The organism is Microbispora sp. H10885 (genome assembly GCF_014161415.1).
GTDB classification, from domain to species: Bacteria; Actinomycetota; Actinomycetes; order Streptosporangiales; family Streptosporangiaceae; genus Microbispora; species Microbispora triticiradicis.
In genome coordinates this window covers 1-24,923 of record NZ_JABBWY010000019.1, presented here as the reverse complement: position 1 = coordinate 24,923, position 24,923 = coordinate 1, and the positions used below count along the sequence as shown (strand labels likewise).

The window sequence follows — 24,923 nt, the reverse complement described above, 5'->3', positions numbered from 1 at the left end:
TAGGTGCTTTCCGTGTGACATCGCCCGTTACTTGACGGTTATCTTCAACAGGCACTGTCAAGTGATCGATCACAACTCGGCATCGGCGCAGGTCTGATCGAGAGCGGTGCGTGTAAAGACCGGTACGCAGCGCGACTACCAGGCACGTCGTGGTGTGAGCCAAATCACATTCGCGATCCCGGGGGCCGGAGTCAGCCGGTGCCCTGCCGGCCCGCCTGTGTGTACACCCGCCGGGTGAGCGTGTTGAAGTACGGCGTGGAGACCGCGTCGAGACGCCCGCCACCGCTGAGGTTCCAGGTCAGGCTGGTGACCCCGGTCAGGCGGCCGGTCCGCTTGGCGGGGTTGTAGCCGACGACCCAGGGGCCGCCGCTCGCGCCTGCGGTGAATGCGCAGCCGGGCAGGCGCACTCCGTGCTCCAGTTGCCAGGTCGGCGCGCTGACGATCTTCTTCTCCGTCGTGCCGGAGCAGGTCCGCACCGTCTGGCCGTCGTACGGGCGGGTGCCGTCGGGGTGGGCCCCCGCGGGATAGCCGAAGGCGCTGACGCGCCGGGCGAGCGGCTTGGCGGAGGTGAACAGGAAGGCGCCGACCTTGTCCTCCAGGCGCCCGACGTCCACCGCCCGATACCGGAACCTGCCCTGCTGCGTGTACGGCTGCCAGGTGAAGCCCCGGTGCACGGTCACGAAGGCGTAGTCGCGGTCGAAGTCGCCCTGCCCGGCGAAGTCCTCGTGCATGTAGAGCGTGTGGCCGACGAAGATCCCCTTGGGGGCCACGCCGTCGTGGTAGGACGGGATGAAGATCCAGTTCTCCACCGGCTTGTCCTGGGCCAGCGCGTACGCGCAGTGTCCGGCGGTGGCGACGAGGTTGCGGTGGGCCGAGTGGACCGCGGAGGCGGAGCACCAGTACTGCTTGTCGCCCACCTTGAAGAAGACCTTGCCCACCATCGGCGGGGCGTCGCCGGGGGCCGACGCGGCCGCCCGCAGGGGCGGGGCCGCGCCCCGGCTCGCTCCCCCGGGGACCATCTCCAGCGCGGAGGTGGTGCTCTTCACCGACGGCGACGGCTTGGTGCTCGGCACGTAACTGCTCGCCTGCTTGAGCCGATCAGGGCTCCAGTACGCCGCCACCCGCTCCTTGTCGGCCTGCTTCGGCGCGAGGGCGAAGCTGCTGACGCCGTCCCTGCTGACCCCGCTGTCGCCGGCCACACTCCTGCCGAGGCCGCTCACGACGGAGACCGGGGCCGCGGCGAGTTGGGGCGAGGCCGTCGCGGGTGTCGCCGGTCCCTGGCTCCAGAGCACGGCGGCCAGGCCCGCGGCGGCGGCGACGCCACCGGCGAGTGCGAGCTTCCTGGTCACCGTGGACCCCTCAGATGGGAGATATGGATAGTAAGGGGTGATTTTTCCAGATCCACACGGTTCAGGCACACCTTCTTGCCCAGCTCGTTATGAAACCCGCGGAACCGATGCGGTCTGTGGTACGTCAGATTTCCTTGTGGCGCGGAGTGTGCGCTTGCTCGGAGACCCCCCCACGGGAACGCTGGCACCAGCGGAAACGGGGGGATCGAATGAGAACACTGCTTGTCCTGCTGGCCGGTGCGGCCCTGGTCGCCGGCCCGTCCGGCCACGCGTCGGCGTCTGACCAGGTGAGGGGCCTGCCCGCGCCGCCGTCACTGAAAATCGGGGCACAGGCTCCCCCGTCCCCGGCCGCCCGCGTACGCGTGGCGATCCTGACCGTGGCGAACGGCGCGCAGGCGGATCCGCCGGCCCGCTCGGCCTTCCTGAACTGCTCCCCGGTGGGGGGTTCGCATCCCCACGCGGCCGAGGCGTGCGCGCGGCTGAGAAGAGCGGTCCTCGATCCGGCGGTGCTGAAGCGGCCCGGCACGGGGCCCTGCACGATGCTCTACTCACCTGTGACGGTCACCGCCAGCGGTATCTGGGACGGGAAGTACTTCCAGCTCCGGCACACCTTCGGCAACGACTGCGAGATGCGGTCGGTCACCGGTGCGCTGGCCGAGTTCTGATGCGGACGTCCGACGCTTCGGGCATTCCACCGCATCCGGCGTAGGCGGGACGTAAGCCTCCTTCGGCGCGGTACGCACGGAGACATGCGAACGGAGACATGCGAAGGGCCCGGCGGTCGCCCGCCGGGCCCCCGTCCACCTGGACGTGCGCGCCTGACCGAATGGCCGTGCGGTCAGGCCGCCCGCGTCACTGCGTCCACCGGTTGGCGGCCGCCGCGTAGACGTCGTAGGTCTCGCTGTTGAAGTACGGCGAGGAGATCCGGTCGTACCGGTCGTTGCCGTCGCTGTCCCAGGCGACGCTGTTGATGCCGTTCAGGTAGCCCTTGCGCGTTCTGCTCCTGTAGTCGAGGAGCCACGGGCCGCCGCTCGCGCCGGCGGTCATGCCGCACTTGAACCCGATGTGCTCCTGGATGTTGTACTTCAACGCGGCCGGCATGGGAGTCGTCTGGCCGTAGCACCACTTCATCGTCCGCCCGGTGAACGGCCGGTCGCCGTCCGGGTGCGGGCCCGCCGGATAGCCGAACGAGAACACCTTGACCTTCGTGCTGCGGTTCCAGGTGAAGCCCTGGCCGCCCACGTTGTCGCCCAGGCGGCCGGCCGGGGTGGTCGTGTACTGCGTGGCCGAGCCGACCTTCTTCGGGGTCAGCCGGAAGCCCGACGACACGTTCACGAACGCGTAGTCGTAGTCGTAGTCCTCCTTGACCACGAAGTCGTCGTGCGCCTGGAACCACTTGGCGGGATAGATGCCGTACGGCGCCTTGCCCTCCCACACCTGGTTGCCGTCCCAGTAGGAGGGAATGAAGATCCAGTTGTCGTAGAACTGGTTCGACACCGGGTCGTAGACGCAGTGTGCCGAGGTGGCGACCACGTTGCGGTACCTGCCCTGAACGGACGTGCCGGAGCAGTACTTCCAGCTCCGGGGGTCGAGCGGATTCTGGCCGGGCAGCGTGAAGAACACCCGGCCGACCGTGTTCGGCAGGTTGACCTGCCGGGACACGCCCGCCTTGGTCTTCTCCGCGCCGATCGGCGGGACCGTGCCCGGCTTGCCGTCCGGGGTGGTCTTGCTGACCTTGCCGAAGCCCTTGACGGAGTTGCCGAGTTCCTCGCTGTAGTCCTTGGCCGCCCGCAGCCGTTGCGGCGACCAGAAGGAGACCGCCTGGGCGGGCGTCTGGGGCGCCGCCTTGACGGTCACGTCGCCGGGGCCGGTCTGCGCCGAGGCCGCCGGCTGGGTGACGCCGATCACGCCGACCACGCCGGCCGCGACGAGCGCGCCGGTGAGGGGGATGGTCAGGCGTCGTGCTCGGGGGATCATGAAGCTCCTTTCCCTGGGACGGATGAGGGTGCGTCCCATTCAGCAGGAAAACGCTCCGAAGATTAACGACCGGATCCAACCGGCCGCCGTGCTTATAACCAGAACAATCAGCAGATTGCCCTATCTGTTATCGATAGCGGCTGGTTATGGCACGTGTCTGCGCAGCTCAGAGGGGGTTTGGCGGGGTGCGTCGTCTTACCGGACGGAGGGTTCACAACCATTCTTGACCGGTCTTGATTGATTTCCGGCGCTCTGGTCCCGGTAATGCCCTCGATTATCAAAACGGACAGACCCGGCGCGCGCGGTAGTGTGCTGGCATGTTCGCCGTCACCGCCACGCAGACCGATCCGGACGACCCGCTGAAGGGCCTGACGCTGGGTGAGCACCCTGAGCCAGCCGTACCGGACGGCTGGACCACCGTCACGGTCCGGGCCGCCTCGCTCAACCACCACGACCTGTGGACGCTCCGGGGGGTGGGTATCAGCCAGGACCGGTTGCCGATCGTCCTCGGCTGCGACGCCGCGGGGGTGGACGAGGACGGCGAGGAGGTCGTCGTCCACGCCGTGATCGGCACGCCGGTGAACGGCGACGAGACCCTCGACCCGGCCCGCTCGCTGCTGTCGGAGAAGTACGACGGCACGTTCGCCGAGAAGGTCGTGGTGCCCCGGCGCAACCTGGTGCCCAAGCCCGCCGCGCTCTCCTTCGAGGAGGCCGCCTGCCTGCCCACGGCCTGGCTGACGGCGTACCGCATGCTGTTCGACAAGGCCGGGCTGGAGCCGGGCTCCACCATCCTCGTCCAGGGCGCCGGCGGCGGCGTGGCGACCGCGCTGATCGTGCTCGGCCGGGCCGCCGGATACCGGGTCTGGGCGACGAGCCGGTCGGAGCACAAGCGGGAGCGGGCCCTCGGCCTCGGCGCCGACCAGGTCTTCGAGACGAACGCCCGCCTGCCCGAGCGGGTCGACGCCGTCATGGAGACGGTCGGCGAGGCCACCTGGAAGCACTCGCTCAACTCCCTGCGCCCCGGTGGCCGGATCGTCACCTGCGGCGCGACGAGCGGGATGGTCGCCGCGACGCAACTCGTGCAGGTCTACTTCCTGCAGAAGTCGATCATCGGGTCGACCATGGGGACGCGCGAGCAGCTCGCGCGGCTCGCGGTCTTCCTCGAGCAGACGGGCGTACGGCCGGTGATCGACCGGGTGCTGCCGCTCACCGAGGCGGAGGAGGGCTTCGCGGCCGTGCACCGGGGCGACGTCTTCGGCAAGGTGGTCTTCACACTCTGACGGCGGTCCTGACCGCGGCCCCGATCCCGGTGGGCGCGGTCAGGAGCGCATGGCGCGGCGGATCCGCTCCGCGGCCTCGTCGAGAGCGGCCCGGCACTCCGCCAGCGCCTCCTCACGCGGTGTGCCCTCCCCGGAAGCCCCTCCGGAAGTCTCTGCGGGGGACTCGGCGAGAGAACGGTGGAGGTCGGTGACGAAGTCCGCCAGCATCCGGCTGAGGGCGGGGTCGGGGCCGGTGCGGGGGGTGCCCTCGTACCGGCTCCCGCCGAACCCCCAGGTCTCCTCCCAGACGCGGCGCCACTCCTGCTGCCAGCGGTCGCGCTCCTCCTGCCACTCGTGCTTGTGGCGGCGCCACTCCTCCTTCTGCCTGCGCCACTCCTCCCTGGCCTGGTCGCGGTGCCGCTGCCACTCCTCCTTCTGGGTCCGGCCCAGCTCCCGGCCGTCGTCGCCGATGTCCCGGGCCATCTGGGTGAGCTCGTCGCGCAGGGACCGCACCGTCTGCCGCACGTCCTCCTTCACCTCCCGGGCGATGTCCTGGACCGAGGCGGTGATCTCCTGCTCCAGATCGGCCAGCTCGTCCATCCGGTCGGCCAGCTCGGCCCGTCCCTTGTCGGTCAGCGTGAAGACCTTCTTGCCGTCCACGACCTCATGGGTGACCAGGCCCTCGTCCTCCAGGCGGGCCAGCCGGGGATAGATGGTGCCGGGGGAGGGGGAGTAGACGCCGAGGAAGCGATCCTGCAGCAGCCGGATGACCTCGTATCCGTGCCGCGGGCTCTCCTCCAGCAGCTTCAGCAGGTACAGCCGCAGCCGCCCATGCCCGAAGACCGGACTCATGCCACCTCCTCGCCTTCGGCTCGGAGTGGCCTGAGCCAGACGCTGTGCCTACTGATTCGCTCGCTTCGCTCGCTCATGCCACCTCCTCGCCTTCGGCTCGGAGTGGCCTGAGCCAGACGCTGTGCCTACTGATTCGCTCGCTCATGCCTTCTGCTCCTCTTCCCGGCGGCCGGTGGGGGGGCCGCTCAGCAGGGTGACGTCGCCCGACATGGTGGTCGCGGAGAGCGAGGCCATGCCGCCGCCCAACCGGCCGCCGAGCGAACGGACGCCGGGCATCGCGGTGGACTCCAGCCCGGGGAACGCCGACTCGACCCTGCCGGAGGTCGAGCGGACGGTCACGTCGGCGTCCACGGAGCGCGGGAGCCGTACGACGACGGGACCGGACACGCTGTGCATCGTGACGTGGCCGGTGGGCGCGAGCTCCAGGTCGGCGGTGATCCGGCCGGACACCGTGTTCGCGCGCAGCCGCCGCGGCCTGCCCCCGGCGACGGTCAGCTCACCGGAGACGCTGCCGAACGACAGGTCGCCGGCCATGCCCCGGCTCTCCACCGAACCCGACACCGTCTCGGCCTGCACCTCGCCGCTGACGCCGTCGAGGACGATCTCCCCCGAGACGCTCTTCACGCCGGTGGTCCCCTCCATGCCGGTCACCAGGGCGGAGGCCGAGACGACCCCGGCCTGCACCGGGCAGCTGCTCGGCACGGTGAGCGTCAAGGTGGTCCGCCGTGAGCCCGGGCGTAACCACCCGAGGATGCCGTCCCATGTCAGGTCCTTGTACGTGACCGTCAGGCGGCCGTCCGCCTCGTCATGGGTCACCAGCAGCGGCGCCCCCTCCACCTCCGTCACCTCCAGGGTGGGCGGGCCGTCACTGGCCAGCACGGCCAGCCGACCGGCCACGATCCGCACGTTCAGCGCGGTCACCTTGCCGAACGTGAGCTGCCCGGGGGAGTCGATCGTCCATTGGGGCATCGCCAAGCCCTTCCACGCGAAGTCCTGCCGTCCACAAACACGATATATCGCGTCTGTGGAAAGTCAAGATGTATCGCGTTCGGTCCGGCGCTCTCAGTCCTCGTCGTCGTCCAGGCGCGCGAGCCAGGTGGCCAGCCGCTCCACGGGCACCTCGAACTCGGGATTGAGATCCACGAACTCGCGCAGCCGCTCGGCCAGCCAGGTGATGCCGACCTCCTCCTCGCCGCGCCGCTCGACGAGCTCCTCGATCCCCTTGTCGGTGAAGTACATGCCTCGCTCCAGTGCAATTACCTGATCATGAGGAGAGGTCCCCCACGCGTCGCGGGGGACCTCCTCAATCCTGCGGGATCGCCGGTCAGCCGAAGATCTCGTCGAGCATGCCGCGCAGCTCCGCGTCGTGCTTGGAGTGGGAGCCGACGGCCGGCGACGAGTTCGGCGTACGCGAGACCCTGCGGAGGGCGCGGCCGCCGAGCAGGTCGGGCCGTTCCGTCAGCTTCAGCGCCAGGTACGGCCACGGGCCCATGTTGACCGGCTCGTCCTGTGCCCAGAGCAGCTCCGCGTCGGCGCCGTAGCGGGACAGCTCGGCCTTGAGCGGGTTCTCCGGGAAGGGGTAGATGCGTTCGAGCCGGACGAGCGCCACGTCCTTCCTGCCGTCCTTCTCGCGCCGGGCGAGCAGGTCGTAGTAGATCCTGCCGGAGCAGACCACGACCTTCCGGACCTCCGCCGGGTCGACCGTCGCGTCGCCGATGACCGGGCGGAAGGCGCCGGAGGTGAACTCCGACGTGGCCGAGGCCGCCGCCTTGAGCCGCAGCAGCGACTTGGGCGTGAACACGACCAGCGGCTTGCGCCGCTCCGACAGCACCTGCCAGCGCAGCAGGTGGAAGTAGTTCGCCGGGGTGCTCGGCTGCGCCACCGTCATGTTGTCCTGGGCGCACATCTGCAGGTAGCGCTCGATGCGGGCGGAGGAGTGGTCCGGGCCCTGGCCCTCGTAGCCGTGCGGCAGCAGCAGCACGACCGAGGAGCGCTGACCCCACTTCTGCTCGCCCGACGAGATGAACTCGTCGATGATCGACTGGGCGCCGTTGGCGAAGTCGCCGAACTGCGCCTCCCAGGCGACCAGGGCGTCCGGGCGGACCACGCTGTAGCCGTACTCGAAGCCCATCGCGGCGAACTCGCTGAGCAGCGAGTCGTACACGTAGAACTTCGTGGTGCCCTGGTTGAACGTCTTGAGCGGGGTGTGCTCCTCGCCGGTGACGCGGTCGACCAGCACGGCGTGGCGCTGGCCGAAGGTGCCGCGGCGGGAGTCCTGGCCGACGAGCCGCACCGGGTGGTCGTCGATGAGCAGCGAGCCGAACGCGAGCATCTCACCGGTCGCCCAGTCGATCGAGTCCTCGGCGATCATCGCGCCGCGACGCTGGATGACCGGCGCGAGACGCGGGTGGACGGTGAAGCCGTCGGGCAGGTTGAGCTGCGTGTCGACGACCCGCTTGACGACCTCCTCCGAGATCGCCGTCTTGGTGTCCTCGTGCGACCACTGGAACACCTCGTCCGGCTCGGGGACCACGACCGAGCCCGGTTCGAGCGGCTGCCTGGTCGCCTCCCGGGTCTCGGTGAAGGCCCGCTCCAGCTGCTCCTGGTAGTCGCGCAGGGCCTGCTCGGCCTCCTCGACCGTGATGTCGCCGCGGCCGATCAGCGCCTCGGTGTACAGCTTGCGGGTCGAGCGCTTGGCGTCGATCAGGTCGTACATCAGCGGCTGGGTGAAGGCCGGGTTGTCGGTCTCGTTGTGGCCGCGCCGCCGGTAGCAGATCAGGTCGATGACCACGTCCTTGCGGAACGCCTGGCGGTACTCGTAGGCGAGCCGCCCGACGCGTACGACGGCCTCGGGGTCGTCGCCGTTCACGTGGAAGATCGGCGCCTGGATCATCCGGGCGACGTCGGTCGCGTACACGCTCGACCGCGAGGAGGCGGGGGAGGTGGTGAAGCCGACCTGGTTGTTGACCACGATGTGCACGGTGCCGCCGGTGCGGTAGCCGCGCAGCTGGGACAGGTGCAGGGTCTCGGCGACCACGCCCTGCCCGGCGAACGCCGCGTCGCCGTGGACGAGCACGGGCAGGACGGTGAAGCCCTCCTCGCCGCGCTCCAGCAGGTCCTGCTTGGCCCGGACCACGCCCTCCAGGACGGGGTCGACGGCCTCCAGGTGCGAGGGGTTGGCCACCACCGACGTGCTGATCTTGTTGCCGTCGGGGTCGACGAAGTCGCCGCTCGCGCCGAGGTGGTACTTCACGTCGCCCGAGCCGTGCGCGCTGCGCGGGTCGATGTTGCCCTCGAACTCGCCGAACACCTGGGCGTACGACTTGCCCACGATGTTGGCCAGCACGTTGAGCCGACCGCGGTGGGCCATGCCGATGACGACCTCGTCGAGGCGCTCGCCGGCGGCGGAGCAGATCACCGAGTCGAGCAGCGGGATCAGCGACTCGCCGCCCTCCAGCGAGAACCGCTTCTGGCCGACGTACTTGGTCTGCAGGAACGTCTCGAACGCCTCGGCGGTGTTGAGCCTGCGCAGGATGTGCAGCTGCTCCTCACGGTCGGGCTTGGCGTGCGGCCGCTCCACCCGCGCCTGGATCCAGGCCCGCTCCTCGGGGTTCTGGATGTGCATGTACTCGATGCCGACCGTCCGGCAGTACGAGTCGCGCAGCACGCCGAGGACGTCGCGCAGCTTCATCAGCGGCTTCCCGCCGAAGCCGCCCGTCGGGAACTCGCGCTCCAGGTCCCACAGCGTCAGGCCGTGCGACTGGATGTCGAGGTCGGGGTGCTTGCGCTGGCGGTACTCCAGCGGGTCGGTGTCGGCCATGAGGTGGCCGCGGACCCGGTAGGCGTGGATCAGCTCCAGCACGCGGGCGGACTTGGCCACGTCGTCGTCGTGGGTGGCCGAGATGTCCTGGACCCAGCGGACCGGCTCGTACGGGATGCGCAGCGACTCGAAGATCTCGTCGTAGAAGCCGTCGGAGCCGAGCAGGAGCTGGTGGATGCGGCGCAGGAAGTCGCCCGACTGGGCGCCCTGGATGATCCGGTGGTCGTAGGTCGAGGTGATCGTCATCACCTTGCTGATGGCCAGGCGGGACAGGGTGTCCGCCGAGGCGCCCTGGTACTCCGCCGGGTACTCCATCGCGCCGACGCCGATGATCGTGCCCTGGCCGGGCATGAGACGCGGCACCGAGTGGACCGTGCCGATCGTGCCGGGGTTCGTCAGGGAGATCGTGGTGTTCTGGAAGTCGTCCACGCCGAGCTTGCCCGAGCGGGCCTTGCGGACGATCTCCTCGTACGCCGTCCAGAACTGGCGGAAGTCGAGCGTCTCGGCCCGCTTGATCGAGGGCACCAGGAGCTGGCGGGTGCCGTCGCTCTTCTGCACGTCGATGGCGAGGCCGAGCCCGACGTGCTCCGGCTTCACCAGGACCGGCTTGCCGTCCACCTCGGCGTACGAGTGGTTCATCTCGGGCATGGACTCCAGCGCCCGGACGATCGCGTAGCCGATGAGGTGGGTAAAGGAGATCTTGCCGCCGCGTCCGCGGGACAGGTGGTTGTTGATGACGATGCGGTTGTCGATCAGCAGCTTGGCGGGCACCGCACGGACGCTGGTGGCGGTCGGGACCGCCAGCGAGGCCTCCATGTTGGCGGCGGTGCGCGCCGCGGCGCCGCGCAGCTTCTCCTCGGCCGCACCGGCCGGAACCGGGGTGGCGGCCTGCTTGGCGGGCTGCTTCGCCGGCTGTGGGGCAGGCTGCTTGACCGGCGCGGGCGCCGTGGCCTGAGGCTGGGGCTGCGTCGTCTGCGGAGCCGGGCTCACCGGGGCGGGAGCCTCGGGAGCCGCCGTCGTGGTCGCGCCGTTCGCGGCGTCGGCGGCCTTGGGTGGAGCGGGCTTGCCCGTTCCGTTGTAGTCAGCGAAGAAGTGCCACCAGGCCTGGTCCACAGACTCGGGATCTTCGAGATACTTCTGGTACAACTCGTCGACAAGCCACTCATTTTGCCCGAAGCTTGCCAGCGGGTTTGTCCGCGACGACTCTGACGACACGGCGGAAATCGCCCTCTTCCGCAGATCGGCGTTGATGTTTGGTGAACCTGTCCAAGGCTACTCGCCTCACACACCGAGGTGCGCCCGCGCGGGTCACCGGTCCCGGCCCATCCTCCCAGGATCGATCAAACAGGTCACGCGCGGATAGCCCGTCTGGGTGGTGAGGTGTCCCTCACCACCTGGTCATCACGACTGGCTCACCCGAGGAGCCGCGACTCGATCCGGATATCCGGAGCTATAGCGGACAGCATACCCGCGAGGTCCTCACCGGCCGCGTGCAGTGCGGGAATGGAGAGCGGTTCGAGCCGTTCGAGGAGGAACAGCGCGTCGACCGTCTCCTCGGTGATCCTCGTCCTGACGCACTGCCGCCAGTTCCACCTCCGGCAGGTGACGCCCTCGTCGTCGCGCCACACCACCTCGCCGATCGCGGGCTCGCCCAGCGCCTCCTCCGACGGCTCGTCGCCCGCCGCGCGGACCAGCCGGGCGGTGCCGCGGTAGCGGCGCAGGTCCTCGCCGCCGATCGGCAGGCCGTGCCGTACGGACACGGCGTTGTAGGCGTCCACCACCAGGTTGATCTCGGGCAGCGGCAGGCGGCGGACCAGCGCGTCCACCGACGGGCGGGTCCGCTGGGGCTTGGCCCCGAAGGCGCGGTACGCCGCGCGCCACGCCTCGATCCTCTCGTCGTCCTGCGGCACGGCCCTGGCCGCCGCGTCGGCCAGCCACTCCCGCGAACGGTCGTCCGAAGGGCCGTTGCGCAGGCCGTACGCGCAGACGACCAGGACGGCGAAGTCCGGACGCAGCGCCGTGACGGCGTCGTCCACCCAGATGTCGTCGATCACGCCCCACAGCGTAGTGCCCGGGTGAGCCGGCCCCGCCGGAATGGAACCGGCCGCCGCCTCTGCTGAGGCGGCGGCCGGGGTCGGGGGTCACGGCGACGTTCTGATCAGGCTGATCGGGCCGGTCGGGCCGATCGGCCGGGTCAGGAGGAGCAGGCGGCGCCGTTGAGGGTGATCAGGTCGGGCGTGGGGTTGGCGCCGGGAGACGACACGCCGTTGTAGCCGATGACGACCGTCTGGCCGGGCCTGATGGTCTTGTTCCACGTCTCGTTCTCGGCGGTGGCGGTCGCCCCCTCCTGCGAGAAGTTGGCGCTCCAGCCGTGGTCGATCTTCTGGCCGCCCAGGAACGACCACTTCAGCTTCCAGCCGTCGACGGCCTTCGTGCCGGTGTTCACGATCGTGATCTGGGTGGTGAAGCCGGTCGGCCAGGAACCGTGCGTGGTGTAGGTGACCTTGCACGCGCCGGGCGCCTTGACCGTGCCGTCGCCCTGGTCGGCGATGAACGCCGAGATCCACGACATCGGCGAGTTCCAGTTGATCGTCAGCTCGTTGGTCGCCCAGGAGCCGATGTCGTCGATGTAGCAGAACTGCGCCACGCAGCCCCTCAGCTTCGCCTGGGCCACCGGGTCCTGGATGCTGGAGTTGGGGCCACCGGCGAGCGTGCCGCGCGGCGGGTTCGGCAGCGAGGTGTCCAGCGAGTGGGCGTACCACCTGCTGTGCTGGTTCTTCGACGCCACCTCACCGTAACCGGTCACGTACGACTGGTTGAGCGCGTTGCGGCCGAGGATGTAGTCGACGCCCTGCAGCACGCCGTCGCGATACTTCAGGTCGCCGGTGATGTCGTAGGCCGTGGCCATGACCACCATGTTGTTGAGGACGATGCTGTTCGATCCCCAGTCGTAGGACGCCGCGTCGTACGGCAGGCCGTACGGGTGGGCCGTCAGCTTGGCGAGGTACTTGTCCGCGCCGGCCACCACCGAGGCGCGCACCTCGCTGCGGCCGGGCAGGGCGTTGGGCACGGTCGCCAGGTCGAGCCGGCCGAGCGCCGCGACGTTGCCCCAGTCCATGGCGCCCGTGTTCCAGATGTCGGCGGTGTGCAGCGGCGAGGCGAGGAGGTAGTTCTCGAACTCCTTGTCGCCCGTGGTGATGTAGAGCTCGGCCGCCGCCCAGTAGAACTCGTCGCTGACCTTGGCGTCGTCGTAGGTGCCCCCGCCGATGCCGTCGGAGGCGGAGGCGAGCACGTTCGGGTTCGCCTTGGCCGCCGTCCACGCCTTCTTCGCCGCCGCCAGGTTCTTCGCGGCGAACGCGGCGTCGTACGGCGCGAAGATCCGGGCCGCCTGGGCGGCGGTCGCGGCGAGGTTCAGCGTCGCGGCCGTGCTGACCGGGTGCAGTTCGCGCTTCTGCGGGTCCAGGTTCGGCAGCAGCGGCAGGCCGGTCCAGTTCTCGTCGTGGATCTTGTGGTGGACCATGCCGTCGGACCGCTGCATCTTCAGCAGGAACTCCTGCTCCCAGCGGGCCTCGTCGAGCACGTCGGGAACGGCGTCGCCGCTCTCGGGGATGTTCAGGCTGCCGATGGGCTTGGCGGTCGGGGCGTTCTTGGTCCGCTCGAACTCGCTCATGATCTGGGCGACCGAGATGCCGCCGTTGACCACGTACTTGCCGTGGTCGCCCGCGTCGTACCAGCCGCCGGACACGTCGAGACGGTAGTCGCACACGCCCGGCTGGCAGGGGACGTTCTTGTCGCCCTGGTTCGGAGCCACGTCCACGTGACCGGCGGGACGGCCGTACCCGGGCCGCAGCGCGTCGTCGATCGCGATGCCGCTGCGCTGGGTGTAGTAGAACTTCAGCGCGTCGAGCTTGAGGTCGGCGTAGGCGTCCGGCTTGATGTCGAAGGGCCGGCTGGTCTCACCGTCGGCGGTGAGCGTGTAGCCCGTCCCCGCCTTGACGTACGAGCCGAAGTCGATCGAGTGGACGTTCTGGCCCGAGCTGGCGTCCACGCCGCGCGGGGTCGTCGTGCCGTGCGCGACCACGGTCCCGGCGGAGTTCTTGAGCTGCCAGGGCAGCGCGGCGGTGGCGTCGGTGACCACGGTGGCGTTCTTGGGGCCCTTGGGCAGGTAGGCCACCTGGTTCACCCGCACCCGGGGACCGGTGTCGGGCTTGTAGACGTCCGGCGGCGCCCCGCCCTTGAGCGAGACGTTGTCGACGCAGAAGCGCCACGGCGTCGCGCTGCCGCCGATCTGGAAGACGACCTGGGCGTTGGGCAGGTCGACCGGCGAGGTGAACGTGTAGCTGTAGGTGTTGCCCGAGACGCTGACCTCGGGAGCCGCCGCCACGTACTGGGTGTAGGGATCCGTCGGCAGCTGGACGTACGCCCTGGCGACCTTCGACGGGTCGGCGGTGGCGAAGAAGCTGAACGCGTAGGTCTCGTCCTTCACCAGCGGGATGTCGTTGACGCCGATGATCGCGTCCCAGGGGTTGACCGTCCCGCCGGGGACGTTCGTGCAGAGCCGGCCGCCGGACAGTTCGAAGTCCAGGTTCGAGGTGTGCCACCACGGGTCGGCGGTGGTGTCGAACGTGCCGTTGGGGATCTGCTCCGGGCCCTCGTCCGCCGTGACGGGAGGCGCGCCGGTCAGGCAGGCCGTGGCTAACGCCGCCACGGCGAGAATGCCGATTCTTCTGAGCACAGTGGTCCTCGGGGTGGTCCTCGGGGTGTCCGCGAGGGGCTGGTGGGGAAAGGCGGTGTGGGAATGGTGGTGTGGGAGCGCTCCCAAAGGGGAGCGGCACCGATGTTTCCGCCGGGTTTCCAGGGGCGTCAACGACGGCCGTGCTCCGGCCCACGTGACCGGTGGTTGGGGGAGCGCGCGGCTGAAACTTTCATTTTCGCAAAGAAACCTTTGCGAAGCGCGGGGGTTGTTAGCGTCCCCGGCATGGATCAGGAGGTCTACCACGTACGGGACCCGCGCGCGCTGAAGGCGGTCGCGCATCCGCTGCGGTCGCGCCTGCTGGCGGAGCTGCGCACCGATGGTCCCGCGACCGCCACGGAACTGGCCGCGCGCCTCGCGGAGAGCTCCGGCTCCACGAGCTATCACCTGCGGCAACTCGCGCGGTACGGGTTCGTGGAGCCCGACGCCGAGCAGCGCGACCGGCGTGAGCGGCGCTGGCGGGCGATCCACCGGTTCACGTCGTGGAGCGACGTGGCGACGGCCGCGGGCGCCGAGGGCCGGGAGGCCGCCGCCGGCCTGCGCCGGCGTCAGCTGGAGCGGCTCACCGCCGACGTGGAGAGCTTCGAGCGCGACCGCGACCTGTGGAGCGAGGCGTGGGCCGAGGCGGCCGGCATGTCCGACCTGGTGGTGCGGCTGTCGCCGGCGACGGTCGCGTCCCTGTACGAGCGGGTGTCGGCCCTGCTGCTGGAGGCCGAGGAGCGGGACCGCGACGACCCCGACGCGCGCGGCGTCACGGTCCTGCTCGCCGCCCATCCGCGCAGCGGTCCCCGGGGAGGCGGGCGCGAGTGACGGTGGTTCGCCGCGATGTGCGGCGCCCGGGGGCCCGGTAGAACGACATTCGGTTCAGGGCGGCACAATCAGGCAGCGAAGCTGCGAGAGGGGCGTGGACCGGTGAGCAAGGGGAGCGTGACGGCGGCGAACGAGGCGCAGCGCGCGGCGTGGCGGGGCGGCGGGCTGCCGGAGGTCGAGCGGGTGCGCCCGGGGCTGTGGTCGATCCCCGTCCCGATCCCGATCAACCCGTTGCGCTACGTCCTGGTCTACGCCCTGGAGATCCCCGATGGAGTGGTCCTCGTCGACGCGGGATGGAACACCGGCGAGGCGTACGACGCGCTCGTGGCGGGGCTCGGAACGGCCGGATACGACATCACGGACGTGAAGGCCGTGCTGGTCACGCACATCCACCCCGACCACTACGGTCTGGCCGGGCGCGTACGGGAGGTCTCGGGCGCGTGGATCGGGCTCCATCCGGCCGACGCGCGCCTCCTCCGCGGCCGCTACGACGACTCGGCGATCGACGATCTCGTCGAGCAGGAGCGCGCGCTGCTGCTCCGCTGCGGCGTGCCGGACCTCACGGCACAGGAACTGGCGGGCGCGTCGGTCATGCTGCGCCAGTTCGTGACGATGGCGGTGCCCGACCGGCTCATCGAGGACGGCGACCGGCTCGGCCTGCCCGGCTGGGACCTCCGGGCGGTGTGGACCCCCGGCCACTCGCCCGGCCACCTGTGCTTCGCCGAGCCGGAGCGCAGGCTGCTGTTCTCCGGCGACCACGTGCTGGCCAGGATCACGCCGATGGTCGCGGTGCACCCGCAGTCGGCGCCCAACCCGCTGGCCGACTATCTCGACGCGCTGCGCCTGGTGGGCGGGCTCGACGTGGAAGAGGTGCTGCCCGCCCACGAGTACCGCTTCCTGGAACTGGCCGCCCGAGCCGACCACGTCATCGCGCACCACGAGGAGCGGCTCGCGGAGATACGGCGGGTCCTCGCGGACGGCGACGGCCCGGCGTGCTGGGACATCGCCACCCGGCTGAGCTGGTCGCGCCCGTGGGAGACGATCCCCGCGCACATGCGCAGGACGGCCAACGGCGAGACCCTCGCGCACCTGGTCTGGCTGGAGCATCGCGGCCAGGTCACCCGAGTGCCCGGCGAACCCGACCGCTGGTACCCCGCCGGCTGAGCCAGGCCGTACGGGAACACCCCACTGCTCCCGCGCCGCGCGCTGTCCGTCAGGCCAGCCGCACGGCTCCCCGGCCGGTGGCGAGGGGGAGGTCGAGGAGCGTGCGGATGCCCGGCGGGGCCGCGCACACGGCGGCGATCGAGTTGACCGCGTGGGCCGCCGCCCCGGCCAGCCCCTGGGTCATGTCGTCGATCGTCACCGCCATGCCGGGCCGTCCCTGCACGTGCATGGTGAAGCCGAGGTCGCCCCACTGCGGCACCCGGCGGCCGTCGGCCTTGTAGACGCACTCGACCGTGATGAACGGCCGGCCGCGCGCCAGTCCGGTGAACACCCAGCGGGACGCGGAGATCGTGCCCTTGCGCACCTCACCCGCCGCGATGCCGAAGTCCTCGGTCGCGAGCAGGTACTCGTCGGTCTCCTCCACCTCGTCCAGCGGCACGCCGAGCGCGGCGGCGACAAGCTCGACGCTCTCGCCGAACAGCGCGCGCTGGAAGGCGCGGAACGGCCGGACGGACGTGCTGTAGTCGTCGGGCTCCCGGCCGAAGCCCATCAGGTCGGCGGTCACGTGCCGGGAGGGATGACCCCGGTAGTCCGAGCACTCCCGCACGTAGATGTGGTCGAGCCGGTCCGACAGCCCGGTCAGCGCCAGAGGCAGCAGGTCGCTCATGAAGCCCGGGTTGATGCCCGTCCCGTGCAGGGACGCCCCGCCTCGGGCGCAGGCGGCCTCCAGGCGGTCCACCAGCCCCGGGCCGTACGCGCGGGGGTAGACGAATCCGGTGGTGGTGACGACGTTCTTGCCCGAGGCGAGCAGCGCGCAGATCGTCTCGGCGTCGGTCCCGGGATCGCCGCCGAAGTAGGACGCGGGCAGCGGCATGTGCAGCACGCAGTCGGCCTCGGTGGCGAGTATCCGTTCGGCGTCGTCGGTGCAGGCGACCCCGACGGGCCCGAGCCCCACCAGTTCGCCAGCGTCCCGGCCCACCTTCTCCCGGTCGTAGACGAGCACCCCGGCGAGCTCGAACTCCGGACGGGCGATCACGCTGCGCAGGGCACGCCCGCCGACCGCGCCCGTCGCCCATTGGATCACGCGCAGGGGAGCGGTCGAGGACATGCGTGCCTCCAGCGGGTTCGCTCGGGCGTGACCGCGCGGTGAGAGGGGAGTCGCCGATCCGCGCCCAGTTCGGGACAGGAACTGAGGAACGTTCACGAGCACGCTCACTGTACGACGCCGCGCCGCCTTGGCCTGCCCGAATGGTGATATCGCCTCAGGGGATCGCCGGGCGGCGGGCGGGCGGCTCGCGGCCGGGGGGCTGCGTGATCCGCAGTTCGGGGAAGGGCGGCGACGGGTTGCTCCGGGACTGCGGCCGCGCGCCGAGCGTCAGGGTCTCACCGTGGTGCGCCAGCGAGACCGGCGAGCCGTGCAGCAGCCGGTACGTCGTGTCCTGGGACGTGACGTCGACCCTCAGCAGGCGCCCGCGGTAGCGCACCCGGAAGGTGAGCCGGGTGATCTCCGAGGGCAGGCGGGGGGCGAAGCACAGCCGCCCCTGGCCCGCGCGCAGGCCGCCGAACCCCGCCACCAGCGCGATCCACGCCCCGGCCAGCGAGGCCATGTGGACGCCGTCACGGGTGTTGTGCTGCAGGTCGCGCAGGTCGATGAGCGCCGCCTCCCCGAGGTAGGCGTAGGCGAGCCCGAGCTGACCGACCTCGGCGGCGAGCACGGCCTGGGTGGCCGCGGACAGCGAGGAGTCCCGCACCGTCAGCGCCTCGTAGTAGGCGAAGTTGCGGGCCTTCTGCTCGGGTGTGAACGCCTCGCCGCACAGGTGCATGGCCAGTACGAGGTCGGCCTGCTTGACCACCTGCTTGCGGTAGAGGTCGAAGTAGGGGAAGTGGAGCAGCAGCGGGTACTGGTCGGGCCGGGTGTTCTCGAAGTCCCACACCGCGTGCCCGGTGTAGCCCTCGCTCTGCGCGTGGACCCCCAGCCGCTCGTCGTACGGGAGGTACATGGCGGCGGCGGCGTCGCGCCACACCGCGATCTCCTCCAGAGTGACGCCGAGCTGTCCGGCCCGGTCGAGATGGCGTACGGCCGTCGCGGCGGCGGCCCGCAGGTTCCGGCGGGCCATGAGGTTGGTGTAGAGGTTGTTGTCGGAGACCGCGCTGTACTCGTCCGGGCCGGTCACCCCGTCGATGCGGTAGCGGCCCTCGGCGTCGTGGTGGCCAAGCGCGCACCACAGGCGCGCGGTCGCGACCAGCAGCGGCAGGCCGGCGTCCCCCTCGAACGCGGTGTCCTCGGTCGCGTCGACATACCGCGTCACCGCGTCGGCGATGTCGGCGTTGACGTGGAAGGCCGCGGTGCCGGCGGGCCAGTATCCCGAGCACTCCTCGCCGTTGATCGTGCGCCAGGGGAACGCCGCCCCGCCCAGCCCGAGCAGCTCCGCCCGCGCCTCGGCGAGCGGGAGGATCGACGCGCGCCACTCCAGCGCGTCGCGGGCGGCCCTGGGATAGGTGTAGGTGGCGACGGGCAGCACGAAGCTCTCGGTGTCCCAGAACGCATGCCCGTCGTAGCCGGAACCGGTCAGGCCCTTGCCGGGAATGGGCCGCCGCTCCAGCCGGGCGCCCGCCTGGAGCAGGTGGAAGAGCCCGAAGCGTACGGCCTGCTGCACCTCGGCGTCGCCCTCGACCTCGACGTCCGCGCCCGCCCAGTAGTCGTCGAGGAAGGCGCGCTGCTCGGCGCACAGGCCGTCCCACCCGGTGAGCCGGGCCGCGGCCAGCGCGGCCACCACCTGGTCGTGCATCGCGGGCCGGGAGCGCTTGGCCGACCAGCCGTAGGCGAAGAACTTGTCCAGCCGCAGCCGTTCTCCGGGTCTCAGGCGGGTGGCGACCGTCACGCGGCTGACGTCGCCGCCGCCGTCGCTGTCGACCCGGGTGCCGCCGGGGCCGTCGACCCCATGGCACATGGCGGCGGCGACCCGCAGCCGGCTGGCGCGGGTGGAGTGCACCATGACGCACATGCCGTCACTGCCGGTCGCGTTCTCCTCCAGCACCAGCGGCGCCTCCAGCGCGGCGGCGGCGCGGGGGTCGGCGGCCGCCGTGGGGACGGTCTCGTTGGCCACCAGCTCCGACTGGACGACCACGTTGACCGGCTGGTCCACCGGCTCCACCTCGTAGCGGATCGCGGCCACGGCCCGGTGGGTGTACGACACGAGCCGGGTGGAGCGCATCCGGATCTCCACCCCCGTGGGCGGGCTCCAGCGGACCGTGCGGATGAGCGTCCCGGCGCGCAGATCGAGGAGCCGCTCGTGTGAGTGCAGGGTGCCGTACCGGACGTCGAACGGCTCGTCGTCCACCAGCAGCCGGATCAGCTTGCCGTTGGTGACGTTGACCACCGTCTGCCCCGACTCGGGGTAGCCGTAGCCCGCCTCGGCGTACGGCAGCGGGCGCAGTTCGTAGAAGGAGTTGAGGTAGGTGCCGGGCAGCCCGTACGGCTCGCCCTCGTCGAGGTTGCCGCGCAGCCCGATGTGCCCGTTGGACAGTGCGAACACCGACTCCGTCTGGGCGAGCACGTCGGTGTGCAGGCGGCACTCGCGGACCGTCCAGGGCTCGGTGGTGAAGGCGGGATGCCTGATCATCGCTCGTCCAGCAGGTCGGCGAGGTCGCTCACCACCACGTCGGCGCCGTTGTCGCGCAGGGCCTGGGCCTGGTTCGCGCGGTCCACGCCCACCACCCAGGCGAAGCCGCCCGCGCGCCCGGCGGCGACCCCCGCCAGCGCGTCCTCGAAGACCGCCGCGGCGGCCGGCTGGATGCCCAGGGCCTCGGCGGCGGCGAGGAACATGTCGGGGGCCGGCTTCCCGGCCAGGCCGCGCTCGGCCGCCACCGCACCGTCGATCCGCGCGTCGAACATCTCGGAGAGCCCCGCGGCGGACAGCACACGGGCGGTGTTGGCGCTGGAGGAGACGACCGCCCGGCGCAGACCGGCCTCGCCGACCTCGCGCAGATAACGCACCGAGCCTTCGAAGACCTCGACGCCCTGCCGGTCGAGGACCGCCTGGACCAGTGCGTTCTTGCGGTTGCTCAGGCCGTTGAGCGTCGGCATGCCCGGCGGGTCGTCCGGCTCGCCCTCCGGCAGGGTGATGTCCCGGGACCGGAGGAACTCCCGCGTGCCGTCCAGGCGCTTCCTGCCGTCGACGTACCGGTCGTAGTCGCCGGTCGCGTCGAAGGGGACGAACGGCGTGCCGGTGGCGACCGCCCGGTCGCGGAGGAAGGCGTCGAACATCTCCTTCCACGCCGCCGCGTGGACCCCCGCCGTACGCGTGAGCACCCCGTCCATGTCGAACAGGCAGCCGCGTACCCGCTCCGGCAACCCCAGCATCCGCCCTCCAAGAAGTCCTGTTTCCTCTCCTACCCTGCTCTGCCCTCCGTCCTGACTTTTGTTGAATTCAGCGAAAGATTGCATCAGATCGGTAAAAGGTCTTCCTTGTCGTGGGGAAAAGGGGTACGTTTCCAGCCAATCACGTGGACGCGGAGGCGTAGGTGAAACGGACGACCATCAGGCCGGAGAACGTCCATCAGGCCGCGCTTCTGCGCTTGCTGAGGGACGGCGGGCGCTCCCGCGCCGAGCTCGGCGACGTGGTGGATCTGTCGCGATCGAAGCTCAACGTGGAGCTGGACCGGCTCGTCGAGCTGGGTCTGGCCGAACCGGACGGGCTCGCCGCCTCACGCGGCGGCCGGCGTTCGGGCCGCGTACGGCTGTCGCAGTCCACCCGCTTCGCCGGCATCGACGTCGGCGCCACCTCGATCGACGTCGCGGTGACCGACGGTGAGCTGAAGGTGCTCGGCCACCTCAGCGAGCCCTGCGACATCAGGGAGGGCCCCGCGGCGGTGCTTGACCGGGCGATCGACCTGCTCGGCAAGCTGCGCAGGGACGGCCTGTACGACGATCTGACCGGAGCGGGGATCGGTGTCCCCGGGCCGGTGAGTTTCGCCGAGGGCGTCCCGGTAGTGCCGCCGATCATGCCCGGCTGGGACCGTTACCCGGTGCGGGAGACGATCGGCCAGGCGCTGTGCTGTCCCGCGATGGTGGACAACGACGTCAACATCATGGCGCTGGGAGAGCTGCACACCGGTCTCGCCCGGAGTGTCGGCGACTTCCTGCTCGTGAAGATCGGCACCGGCATCGGCTGCGGCATCGTGGTGGACGGCAAGATCTACCGCGGTGTGTCCGGCAGCGCCGGCGACATCGGCCACATCCGGGTGGACGACCTCGGCCCGGTCTGCTCCTGCGGCAACTCCGGCTGCCTGGAGGCCTACTTCGGCGGAGCGGCGCTGGCCAGGGAGGCGGTCGAGGTGGCCCGCTCGGGCGGCTCGCCGTACCTGGCCGAACGGCTCGCGGCCGCGGGCACGCTGACGGCCGAGGACGTGGGCGCCGCGGCGGCGCAGGGCGACCCCGGGGCGATCGGGCTGATCCGCGACGGCGGACGACGGGTGGGCCAGGTCCTGGCCAGCCTGGTCAGCTTCTTCAACCCCGGACTGGTGATCATCGCGGGTGGCGTGGCCAAGCTGGGCCACGTGCTGCTCGCGGAGATCAGGAGCGTCGTCTACCGCCGCTCGCTGCCGCTCGCCACCGGCAACCTGCCGATCGTGCTTTCCGAACTCGGAGAGACCGCGGGTGTCATCGGCGCCACCCGACTGATCAGCGATCACGTCTACTCCGCCAACTGACATCGTTGGGAGACCCCATGGGAGACGAGCACCCCCTGCTCAAAATGAGGGGGATCGTCAAGCAGTTCCCCGGCGTGCGTGCGCTGGACGGCGTCGATCTGGAAGTGCGAGCCGGCGAGGTGCACTGCCTGCTCGGCCAGAACGGCGCCGGGAAGTCAACGCTCATCAAGACCCTCTCCGGCGCGCACGCGCCGGACGAGGGCGAGGTGCTCATCGACGGCACCCCCGTACGGCTGGCGCCGCCCACCGCGGCCATGGCCCTCGGCATCGCCACGATCTATCAGGAGCTCGACCTGGTGGACGGGTTGAGTGTGGCCGAGAACATCTATCTGGGTCATGAGCGGGCGCGGTTGGGGTTCTCGCGCCGGGGGGAGGCCGAGCGGGCGGCGGCTGAGTTGCTGAAGCGGTTGGGTCATGGGGAGATCCGGCCGCGGATGGAGGTGGGCCGGTTGTCGCCGGCGCACAAGCAGATCGTGAGTATGGCGCGGGCGTTGTCGCATTCGGCGCGGTTGATCATCATGGACGAGCCGTCGGCGGCGCTGGCTCATGACGAGGTGGACAACCTGTTTCGGGTGATCCGGGATCTGACCGCGCAGGGGGTGGCGGTGATCTATATCTCGCATCGGCTGGAGGAGATCCGGCAGATCGGGGATCGGGTCACGGTGCTGAAGGACGGGCGGACGGTCGCGGTGGGTCTGGCGGCCAAGGACACGCCGACGCAGCAGATCGTGGCGTTGATGACGGGGCGGAACGTGGAGTATGTGTTCCCGCCGCGCCCGCAGGTGGGGGCGCATGAGGGGCGCGATGAGGTGTTGCGGGTGGAGAACCTGACGCTTCCGGGGCGGTTTGCGGATGTGTCGTTCAGCATCCGGGCGGGGGAGATCGTCGGGCTGGCGGGTCTGGTGGGGTCGGGTCGTAGTGAGATCGTGGAGGCGATCTACGGGGCGCGGCGGGCCACTGGGCGGGTGGTTTTGGACGGCCAGGTGGTGCGTCCGGGCAGTACGACGCGTGCGGTGCGGATGGGCATGGGTCTGGCGCCCGAAGAGCGTAAGGCGCAGGCGTTGTTGCTGGATCATCCGGTGGCGCAGAACATCACGCTGGCGAGTTTGAGCCGGTATACCAAGCCGCGGTGGCTGGGGTGGCTGGATCGTAAGAGCGAGTTCGCTGAGGCGAAGCGGTTGTCGGAGGCGTTGGACATTCGTCCTCCGGACCCGCGGCGGCCGATCCGGACGTTGTCGGGTGGTAATCAGCAGAAAGCGGTGCTGGGCCGGTGGCTGGCTGAGGATCGCAAGTTGTTGTTGCTGGATGAGCCGACGCGTGGGGTGGATGTCGGTGCGCGGGCGGAGTTGTATGCGCTGGTGCGCCGGTTGGCCGATGACGGGATCGGTGTGTTGTTGGTGTCCAGCGAGGTGCCCGAGGTTTTGGGTCTGGCGGATCGGGTGCTGGTGGTCCGGGAGGGCCGGATCGTGCACGAGGCGCCGGCTCAGGAGCTGGATGAGCATCGGGTGCTGGATCTGGTGATGGTCTCCGCTGGGGAGACGGCCGGGTCGCAGGTAGCAGATTCTCCTGAAGGAGCGTTCCATGACTGAGGTCGATCAGGCCGCGCCGGCGGGTCCGCGCGCGGCGTCAGCGGGGCCGGCCGGCCGATGGGGCCGGTTGGGTGAGGTGCGGCATCTGGGCCTGGTCGCGGCGTTGGTGTTGCTGGCCATCGTGGGCCTGGTGACCCGTCCCGAGAACTTCGCCACCTCTTCCAACCTGGTGAGCATTCTGGCGCTGGCCTCGACCATCGGAGTGATCACGGTCGGGATGACCTTTGTGATCATCGGTGGCGGGATCGACCTGTCGGTCGGTGCGGTGATGGCGCTGGCGTCGGTGTGGGCGACCACGCTGGCCACCCAGGCCTACGGGCCGGTCGTGATGATCGTGTGCGCGCTGCTGGTGGGCACCGGCGCCGGACTGCTGAGCGGGTTCCTGATCGCCTACGGGCGGATGGTGGCGTTCATCGCGACGCTCGCGATGCTGGTCGCCGCGCGGGGTCTGGCCCAGCGCATGTCGAACCAGCGGACGCAGCTGGTGCAGCCGGACAACTCGATGATCGTGGATCTGTCCACGACGCGGGTGCTGGGGCTGCCGCTGCTGGTCTATGTGTTCGCGCTGGTGGTGCTGATCGGGTGGCTGGTGCTGAACCGCACGACGTTCGGGCGGCGCACCTACGCGGTCGGCGGTAACCCCGAGGCGGCGCGGCTGGCCGGTATCAACGTGCGGAAGCACACGCTGATGCTGTACGCGCTGTCGGGGCTGTGCTGCGGGATCGCGGCGGTTTTGATCATGGCGCGGACCACGACGGGTTCCTCCACGCACGGCGATCTGTACGAGCTGGACGCGATCGCCGCGGTGATCATCGGTGGCACGCTGCTGACCGGTGGCCGGGGCACGATCATCGGCTCGATCCTGGGTCTGCTGATCTTCACGGTGATCACCAACCTGTTCATCCTCAACGGGCTGAACACCGCCGACCAGCTTGTCGCCAAGGGCGTCATCATCGTCGCCGCCGTGCTGCTGCAGCGGCAAAGCCTCAAATCAGCGACCTGACCCCCGAACTCCGCCTGGCCACCGCCCCACGGCCGTGGTCCCGGCCTCTCACGCCCTTTGTCAGCACGTCCATCCCCACTGCAAGGAGAAAGAAATGACGCAGAACCCCGGCCGCCGGGGCTTCCTCTTCGGCGGAGCCGTCATCGGCGCAGGCGCCCTCATCACCGCCTGCACCAGCAACGAGCCGGCCGCGCAGGCCAGCGCTCCGGCCGCGGCGCCGGCGGCGGCGGCCAGCGGCGGCAACGACGCCCCCGGCGACAAGGTCGTCATCGGCTTCTCGGCCCCGGCGGCCGACCACGGCTGGATCGCCGCGATCAGCAAGAACGCCGCGGACGCCGCCAAGCAGTACTCCGACGTGGAGCTCAAGGCGGTCGAGCCGACCAACGACATCAACCAGCAGATCTCGGCGGTGGAGTCGCTGATCCAGGCCAAGGTCAACGCGCTGGTGATCCTGCCCAACGACGGTGAGCAGCTCAACCAGGTCGCCCGTCAGGCGATGGACGCCGGTATCCCGGTGATCAACCTGGACCGGGTGTTCCCCGACAAGCTGTCGTACCGGACCTGGATCGGCGGCGACAACTACGGCATGGGCGTGGCCGCGGGTCACTTCATCGGCAAGACGCTGAAGGACAAGG

General features: G+C 70.3%; 19 protein-coding genes. 8 read left to right on the top strand and 11 right to left on the bottom strand.

Translation table 11 applies throughout. The annotated features are described in order from the left end of the window. Positions 1-191 precede the first annotated feature (191 nt). Positions 192-1,349: a trypsin-like serine peptidase gene (locus HHX37_RS38045; RefSeq protein ID WP_182888095.1), complete on the bottom strand. Its 1,158-nt coding sequence runs from the start codon at positions 1,347-1,349 to the stop codon at positions 192-194. 209 nt (positions 1,350-1,558) lie between these two features. Here HHX37_RS38045 and HHX37_RS34620 point away from each other — a divergent pair, with 209 nt between their 5' ends. Further along, a complete protein-coding gene (locus tag HHX37_RS34620; protein WP_165900679.1) occupies positions 1,559-2,014 on the top strand; it encodes an SSI family serine proteinase inhibitor in 456 nt (151 codons plus the stop codon). 187 nt (positions 2,015-2,201) lie between these two features. On the opposite strand, the gene HHX37_RS34615 is transcribed toward HHX37_RS34620, so the two are convergent. Further along, complete coding sequence (locus HHX37_RS34615) at positions 2,202-3,326, bottom strand: trypsin-like serine peptidase (RefSeq protein ID WP_111700789.1); 1,125 nt, start codon at positions 3,324-3,326, stop codon at positions 2,202-2,204. A gap of 317 nt (positions 3,327-3,643) precedes the next feature. Between HHX37_RS34615 and HHX37_RS34610 the strand changes: the two genes are divergently transcribed. After that, positions 3,644-4,606, top strand: coding sequence for a zinc-binding dehydrogenase (locus HHX37_RS34610; RefSeq protein WP_182877736.1), 963 nt, complete (start codon positions 3,644-3,646; stop codon positions 4,604-4,606). 39 nt (positions 4,607-4,645) lie between these two features. On the opposite strand, the gene HHX37_RS34605 is transcribed toward HHX37_RS34610, so the two are convergent. From HHX37_RS34605 to HHX37_RS34580, 6 genes are all read right to left on the bottom strand, one after another. Then, positions 4,646-5,437 (bottom strand): PadR family transcriptional regulator, encoded by a 792-nt coding sequence (locus HHX37_RS34605; protein ID WP_182877735.1) that lies wholly within the window; start codon positions 5,435-5,437, stop codon positions 4,646-4,648. A 141-nt stretch (positions 5,438-5,578) separates the two neighbouring features. After that, the gene (locus tag HHX37_RS34600) at positions 5,579-6,406 is read right to left on the bottom strand and encodes a DUF4097 family beta strand repeat-containing protein (protein ID WP_182877734.1); all 828 of its coding nucleotides are present in this window, start codon (positions 6,404-6,406) and stop codon (positions 5,579-5,581) included. A gap of 93 nt (positions 6,407-6,499) precedes the next feature. Further along, a complete protein-coding gene (locus HHX37_RS34595; protein ID WP_165900678.1) occupies positions 6,500-6,676 on the bottom strand; it encodes a DUF6104 family protein in 177 nt (58 codons plus the stop codon). Positions 6,677-6,761: 85 nt separating this feature from the next. Beyond that, positions 6,762-10,472 (bottom strand): multifunctional oxoglutarate decarboxylase/oxoglutarate dehydrogenase thiamine pyrophosphate-binding subunit/dihydrolipoyllysine-residue succinyltransferase subunit, encoded by a 3,711-nt coding sequence (locus HHX37_RS34590; RefSeq protein WP_182877733.1) that lies wholly within the window; start codon positions 10,470-10,472, stop codon positions 6,762-6,764. Positions 10,473-10,669: 197 nt separating this feature from the next. Continuing rightward, positions 10,670-11,311, bottom strand: a complete 642-nt coding sequence (locus HHX37_RS34585; RefSeq protein ID WP_182877732.1) for a B3/4 domain-containing protein — start codon at positions 11,309-11,311, stop codon at positions 10,670-10,672. A gap of 140 nt (positions 11,312-11,451) precedes the next feature. Further along, positions 11,452-13,992, bottom strand: coding sequence for a glycoside hydrolase family 9 protein (locus HHX37_RS34580; protein WP_310740670.1), 2,541 nt, complete (start codon positions 13,990-13,992; stop codon positions 11,452-11,454). Positions 13,993-14,235: 243 nt separating this feature from the next. Here HHX37_RS34580 and HHX37_RS34575 point away from each other — a divergent pair, with 243 nt between their 5' ends. Both HHX37_RS34575 and HHX37_RS34570 read left to right on the top strand, forming a co-directional pair. Beyond that, the gene (locus HHX37_RS34575; protein ID WP_182877730.1) at positions 14,236-14,820 is read left to right on the top strand and encodes a winged helix-turn-helix domain-containing protein; all 585 of its coding nucleotides are present in this window, start codon (positions 14,236-14,238) and stop codon (positions 14,818-14,820) included. Between the two features lie 102 nt (positions 14,821-14,922). Continuing rightward, positions 14,923-15,984 carry an MBL fold metallo-hydrolase gene (locus HHX37_RS34570; protein WP_310740669.1) on the top strand — a complete coding sequence of 354 codons (1,062 nt, stop codon included), beginning with the start codon at positions 14,923-14,925 and terminating at the stop codon, positions 15,982-15,984. Positions 15,985-16,033: 49 nt separating this feature from the next. On the opposite strand, the gene HHX37_RS34565 is transcribed toward HHX37_RS34570, so the two are convergent. The 3 genes from HHX37_RS34565 to HHX37_RS34555 form a co-directional block, all read right to left on the bottom strand. Further along, on the bottom strand, positions 16,034-17,092 hold the full coding sequence (locus tag HHX37_RS34565; protein ID WP_182877728.1) for a dihydrodipicolinate reductase: 1,059 nt from the start codon (positions 17,090-17,092) through the stop codon (positions 16,034-16,036). Positions 17,093-17,246: 154 nt separating this feature from the next. Next, positions 17,247-19,607 (bottom strand): glycoside hydrolase family 65 protein, encoded by a 2,361-nt coding sequence (locus tag HHX37_RS34560; protein ID WP_182888094.1) that lies wholly within the window; start codon positions 19,605-19,607, stop codon positions 17,247-17,249. Then, on the bottom strand, positions 19,604-20,347 hold the full coding sequence (locus HHX37_RS34555; RefSeq protein ID WP_182888093.1) for a beta-phosphoglucomutase family hydrolase: 744 nt from the start codon (positions 20,345-20,347) through the stop codon (positions 19,604-19,606). Before HHX37_RS34555 ends, HHX37_RS34560 begins: the two co-directional genes overlap by 4 nt. 161 nt (positions 20,348-20,508) lie before the next feature. Between HHX37_RS34555 and HHX37_RS34550 the strand changes: the two genes are divergently transcribed. From HHX37_RS34550 to HHX37_RS34535, 4 genes are all read left to right on the top strand, one after another. Further along, positions 20,509-21,696, top strand: coding sequence for an ROK family transcriptional regulator (locus tag HHX37_RS34550; RefSeq protein WP_111701052.1), 1,188 nt, complete (start codon positions 20,509-20,511; stop codon positions 21,694-21,696). A 17-nt stretch (positions 21,697-21,713) separates the two neighbouring features. Further along, the gene (locus HHX37_RS34545) at positions 21,714-23,285 is read left to right on the top strand and encodes a sugar ABC transporter ATP-binding protein (RefSeq protein WP_182888092.1); all 1,572 of its coding nucleotides are present in this window, start codon (positions 21,714-21,716) and stop codon (positions 23,283-23,285) included. Further along, complete coding sequence (locus HHX37_RS34540) at positions 23,278-24,288, top strand: ABC transporter permease (protein WP_182888091.1); 1,011 nt, start codon at positions 23,278-23,280, stop codon at positions 24,286-24,288. Before HHX37_RS34545 ends, HHX37_RS34540 begins: the two co-directional genes overlap by 8 nt. Before the next feature lie 94 nt (positions 24,289-24,382). After that, positions 24,383-24,923, top strand: a 541-nt coding sequence (locus tag HHX37_RS34535) for a substrate-binding domain-containing protein (RefSeq protein WP_182888090.1), incomplete at its 3' end; no start/stop codon positions are given.

Excerpts from the sequence above, each read along its gene's own strand:
- HHX37_RS34620 (WP_165900679.1), top strand. The coding sequence starts at position 1,559 with ATGAGAACACTGCTTGTCCTGCTGGCCGGTGCGGCCCTGGTCGCCGGC.
- HHX37_RS34615 (WP_111700789.1), bottom strand. The coding sequence starts at position 3,326 with ATGATCCCCCGAGCACGACGCCTGACCATCCCCCTCACCGGCGCGCTC.
- HHX37_RS34610 (WP_182877736.1), top strand. The coding sequence starts at position 3,644 with ATGTTCGCCGTCACCGCCACGCAGACCGATCCGGACGACCCGCTGAAG.
- HHX37_RS34605 (WP_182877735.1), bottom strand. The coding sequence starts at position 5,437 with ATGAGTCCGGTCTTCGGGCATGGGCGGCTGCGGCTGTACCTGCTGAAG.
- HHX37_RS34600 (WP_182877734.1), bottom strand. The coding sequence starts at position 6,406 with ATGCCCCAATGGACGATCGACTCCCCCGGGCAGCTCACGTTCGGCAAG.
- HHX37_RS34595 (WP_165900678.1), bottom strand. The coding sequence starts at position 6,676 with ATGTACTTCACCGACAAGGGGATCGAGGAGCTCGTCGAGCGGCGCGGC.
- HHX37_RS34575 (WP_182877730.1), top strand. The coding sequence starts at position 14,236 with ATGGATCAGGAGGTCTACCACGTACGGGACCCGCGCGCGCTGAAGGCG.
- HHX37_RS34565 (WP_182877728.1), bottom strand. The coding sequence starts at position 17,092 with ATGTCCTCGACCGCTCCCCTGCGCGTGATCCAATGGGCGACGGGCGCG.
- HHX37_RS34560 (WP_182888094.1), bottom strand. The coding sequence starts at position 19,607 with ATGATCAGGCATCCCGCCTTCACCACCGAGCCCTGGACGGTCCGCGAG.
- HHX37_RS34555 (WP_182888093.1), bottom strand. The coding sequence starts at position 20,347 with ATGCTGGGGTTGCCGGAGCGGGTACGCGGCTGCCTGTTCGACATGGAC.
- HHX37_RS34545 (WP_182888092.1), top strand. The coding sequence starts at position 21,714 with ATGGGAGACGAGCACCCCCTGCTCAAAATGAGGGGGATCGTCAAGCAG.
- HHX37_RS34540 (WP_182888091.1), top strand. The coding sequence starts at position 23,278 with ATGACTGAGGTCGATCAGGCCGCGCCGGCGGGTCCGCGCGCGGCGTCA.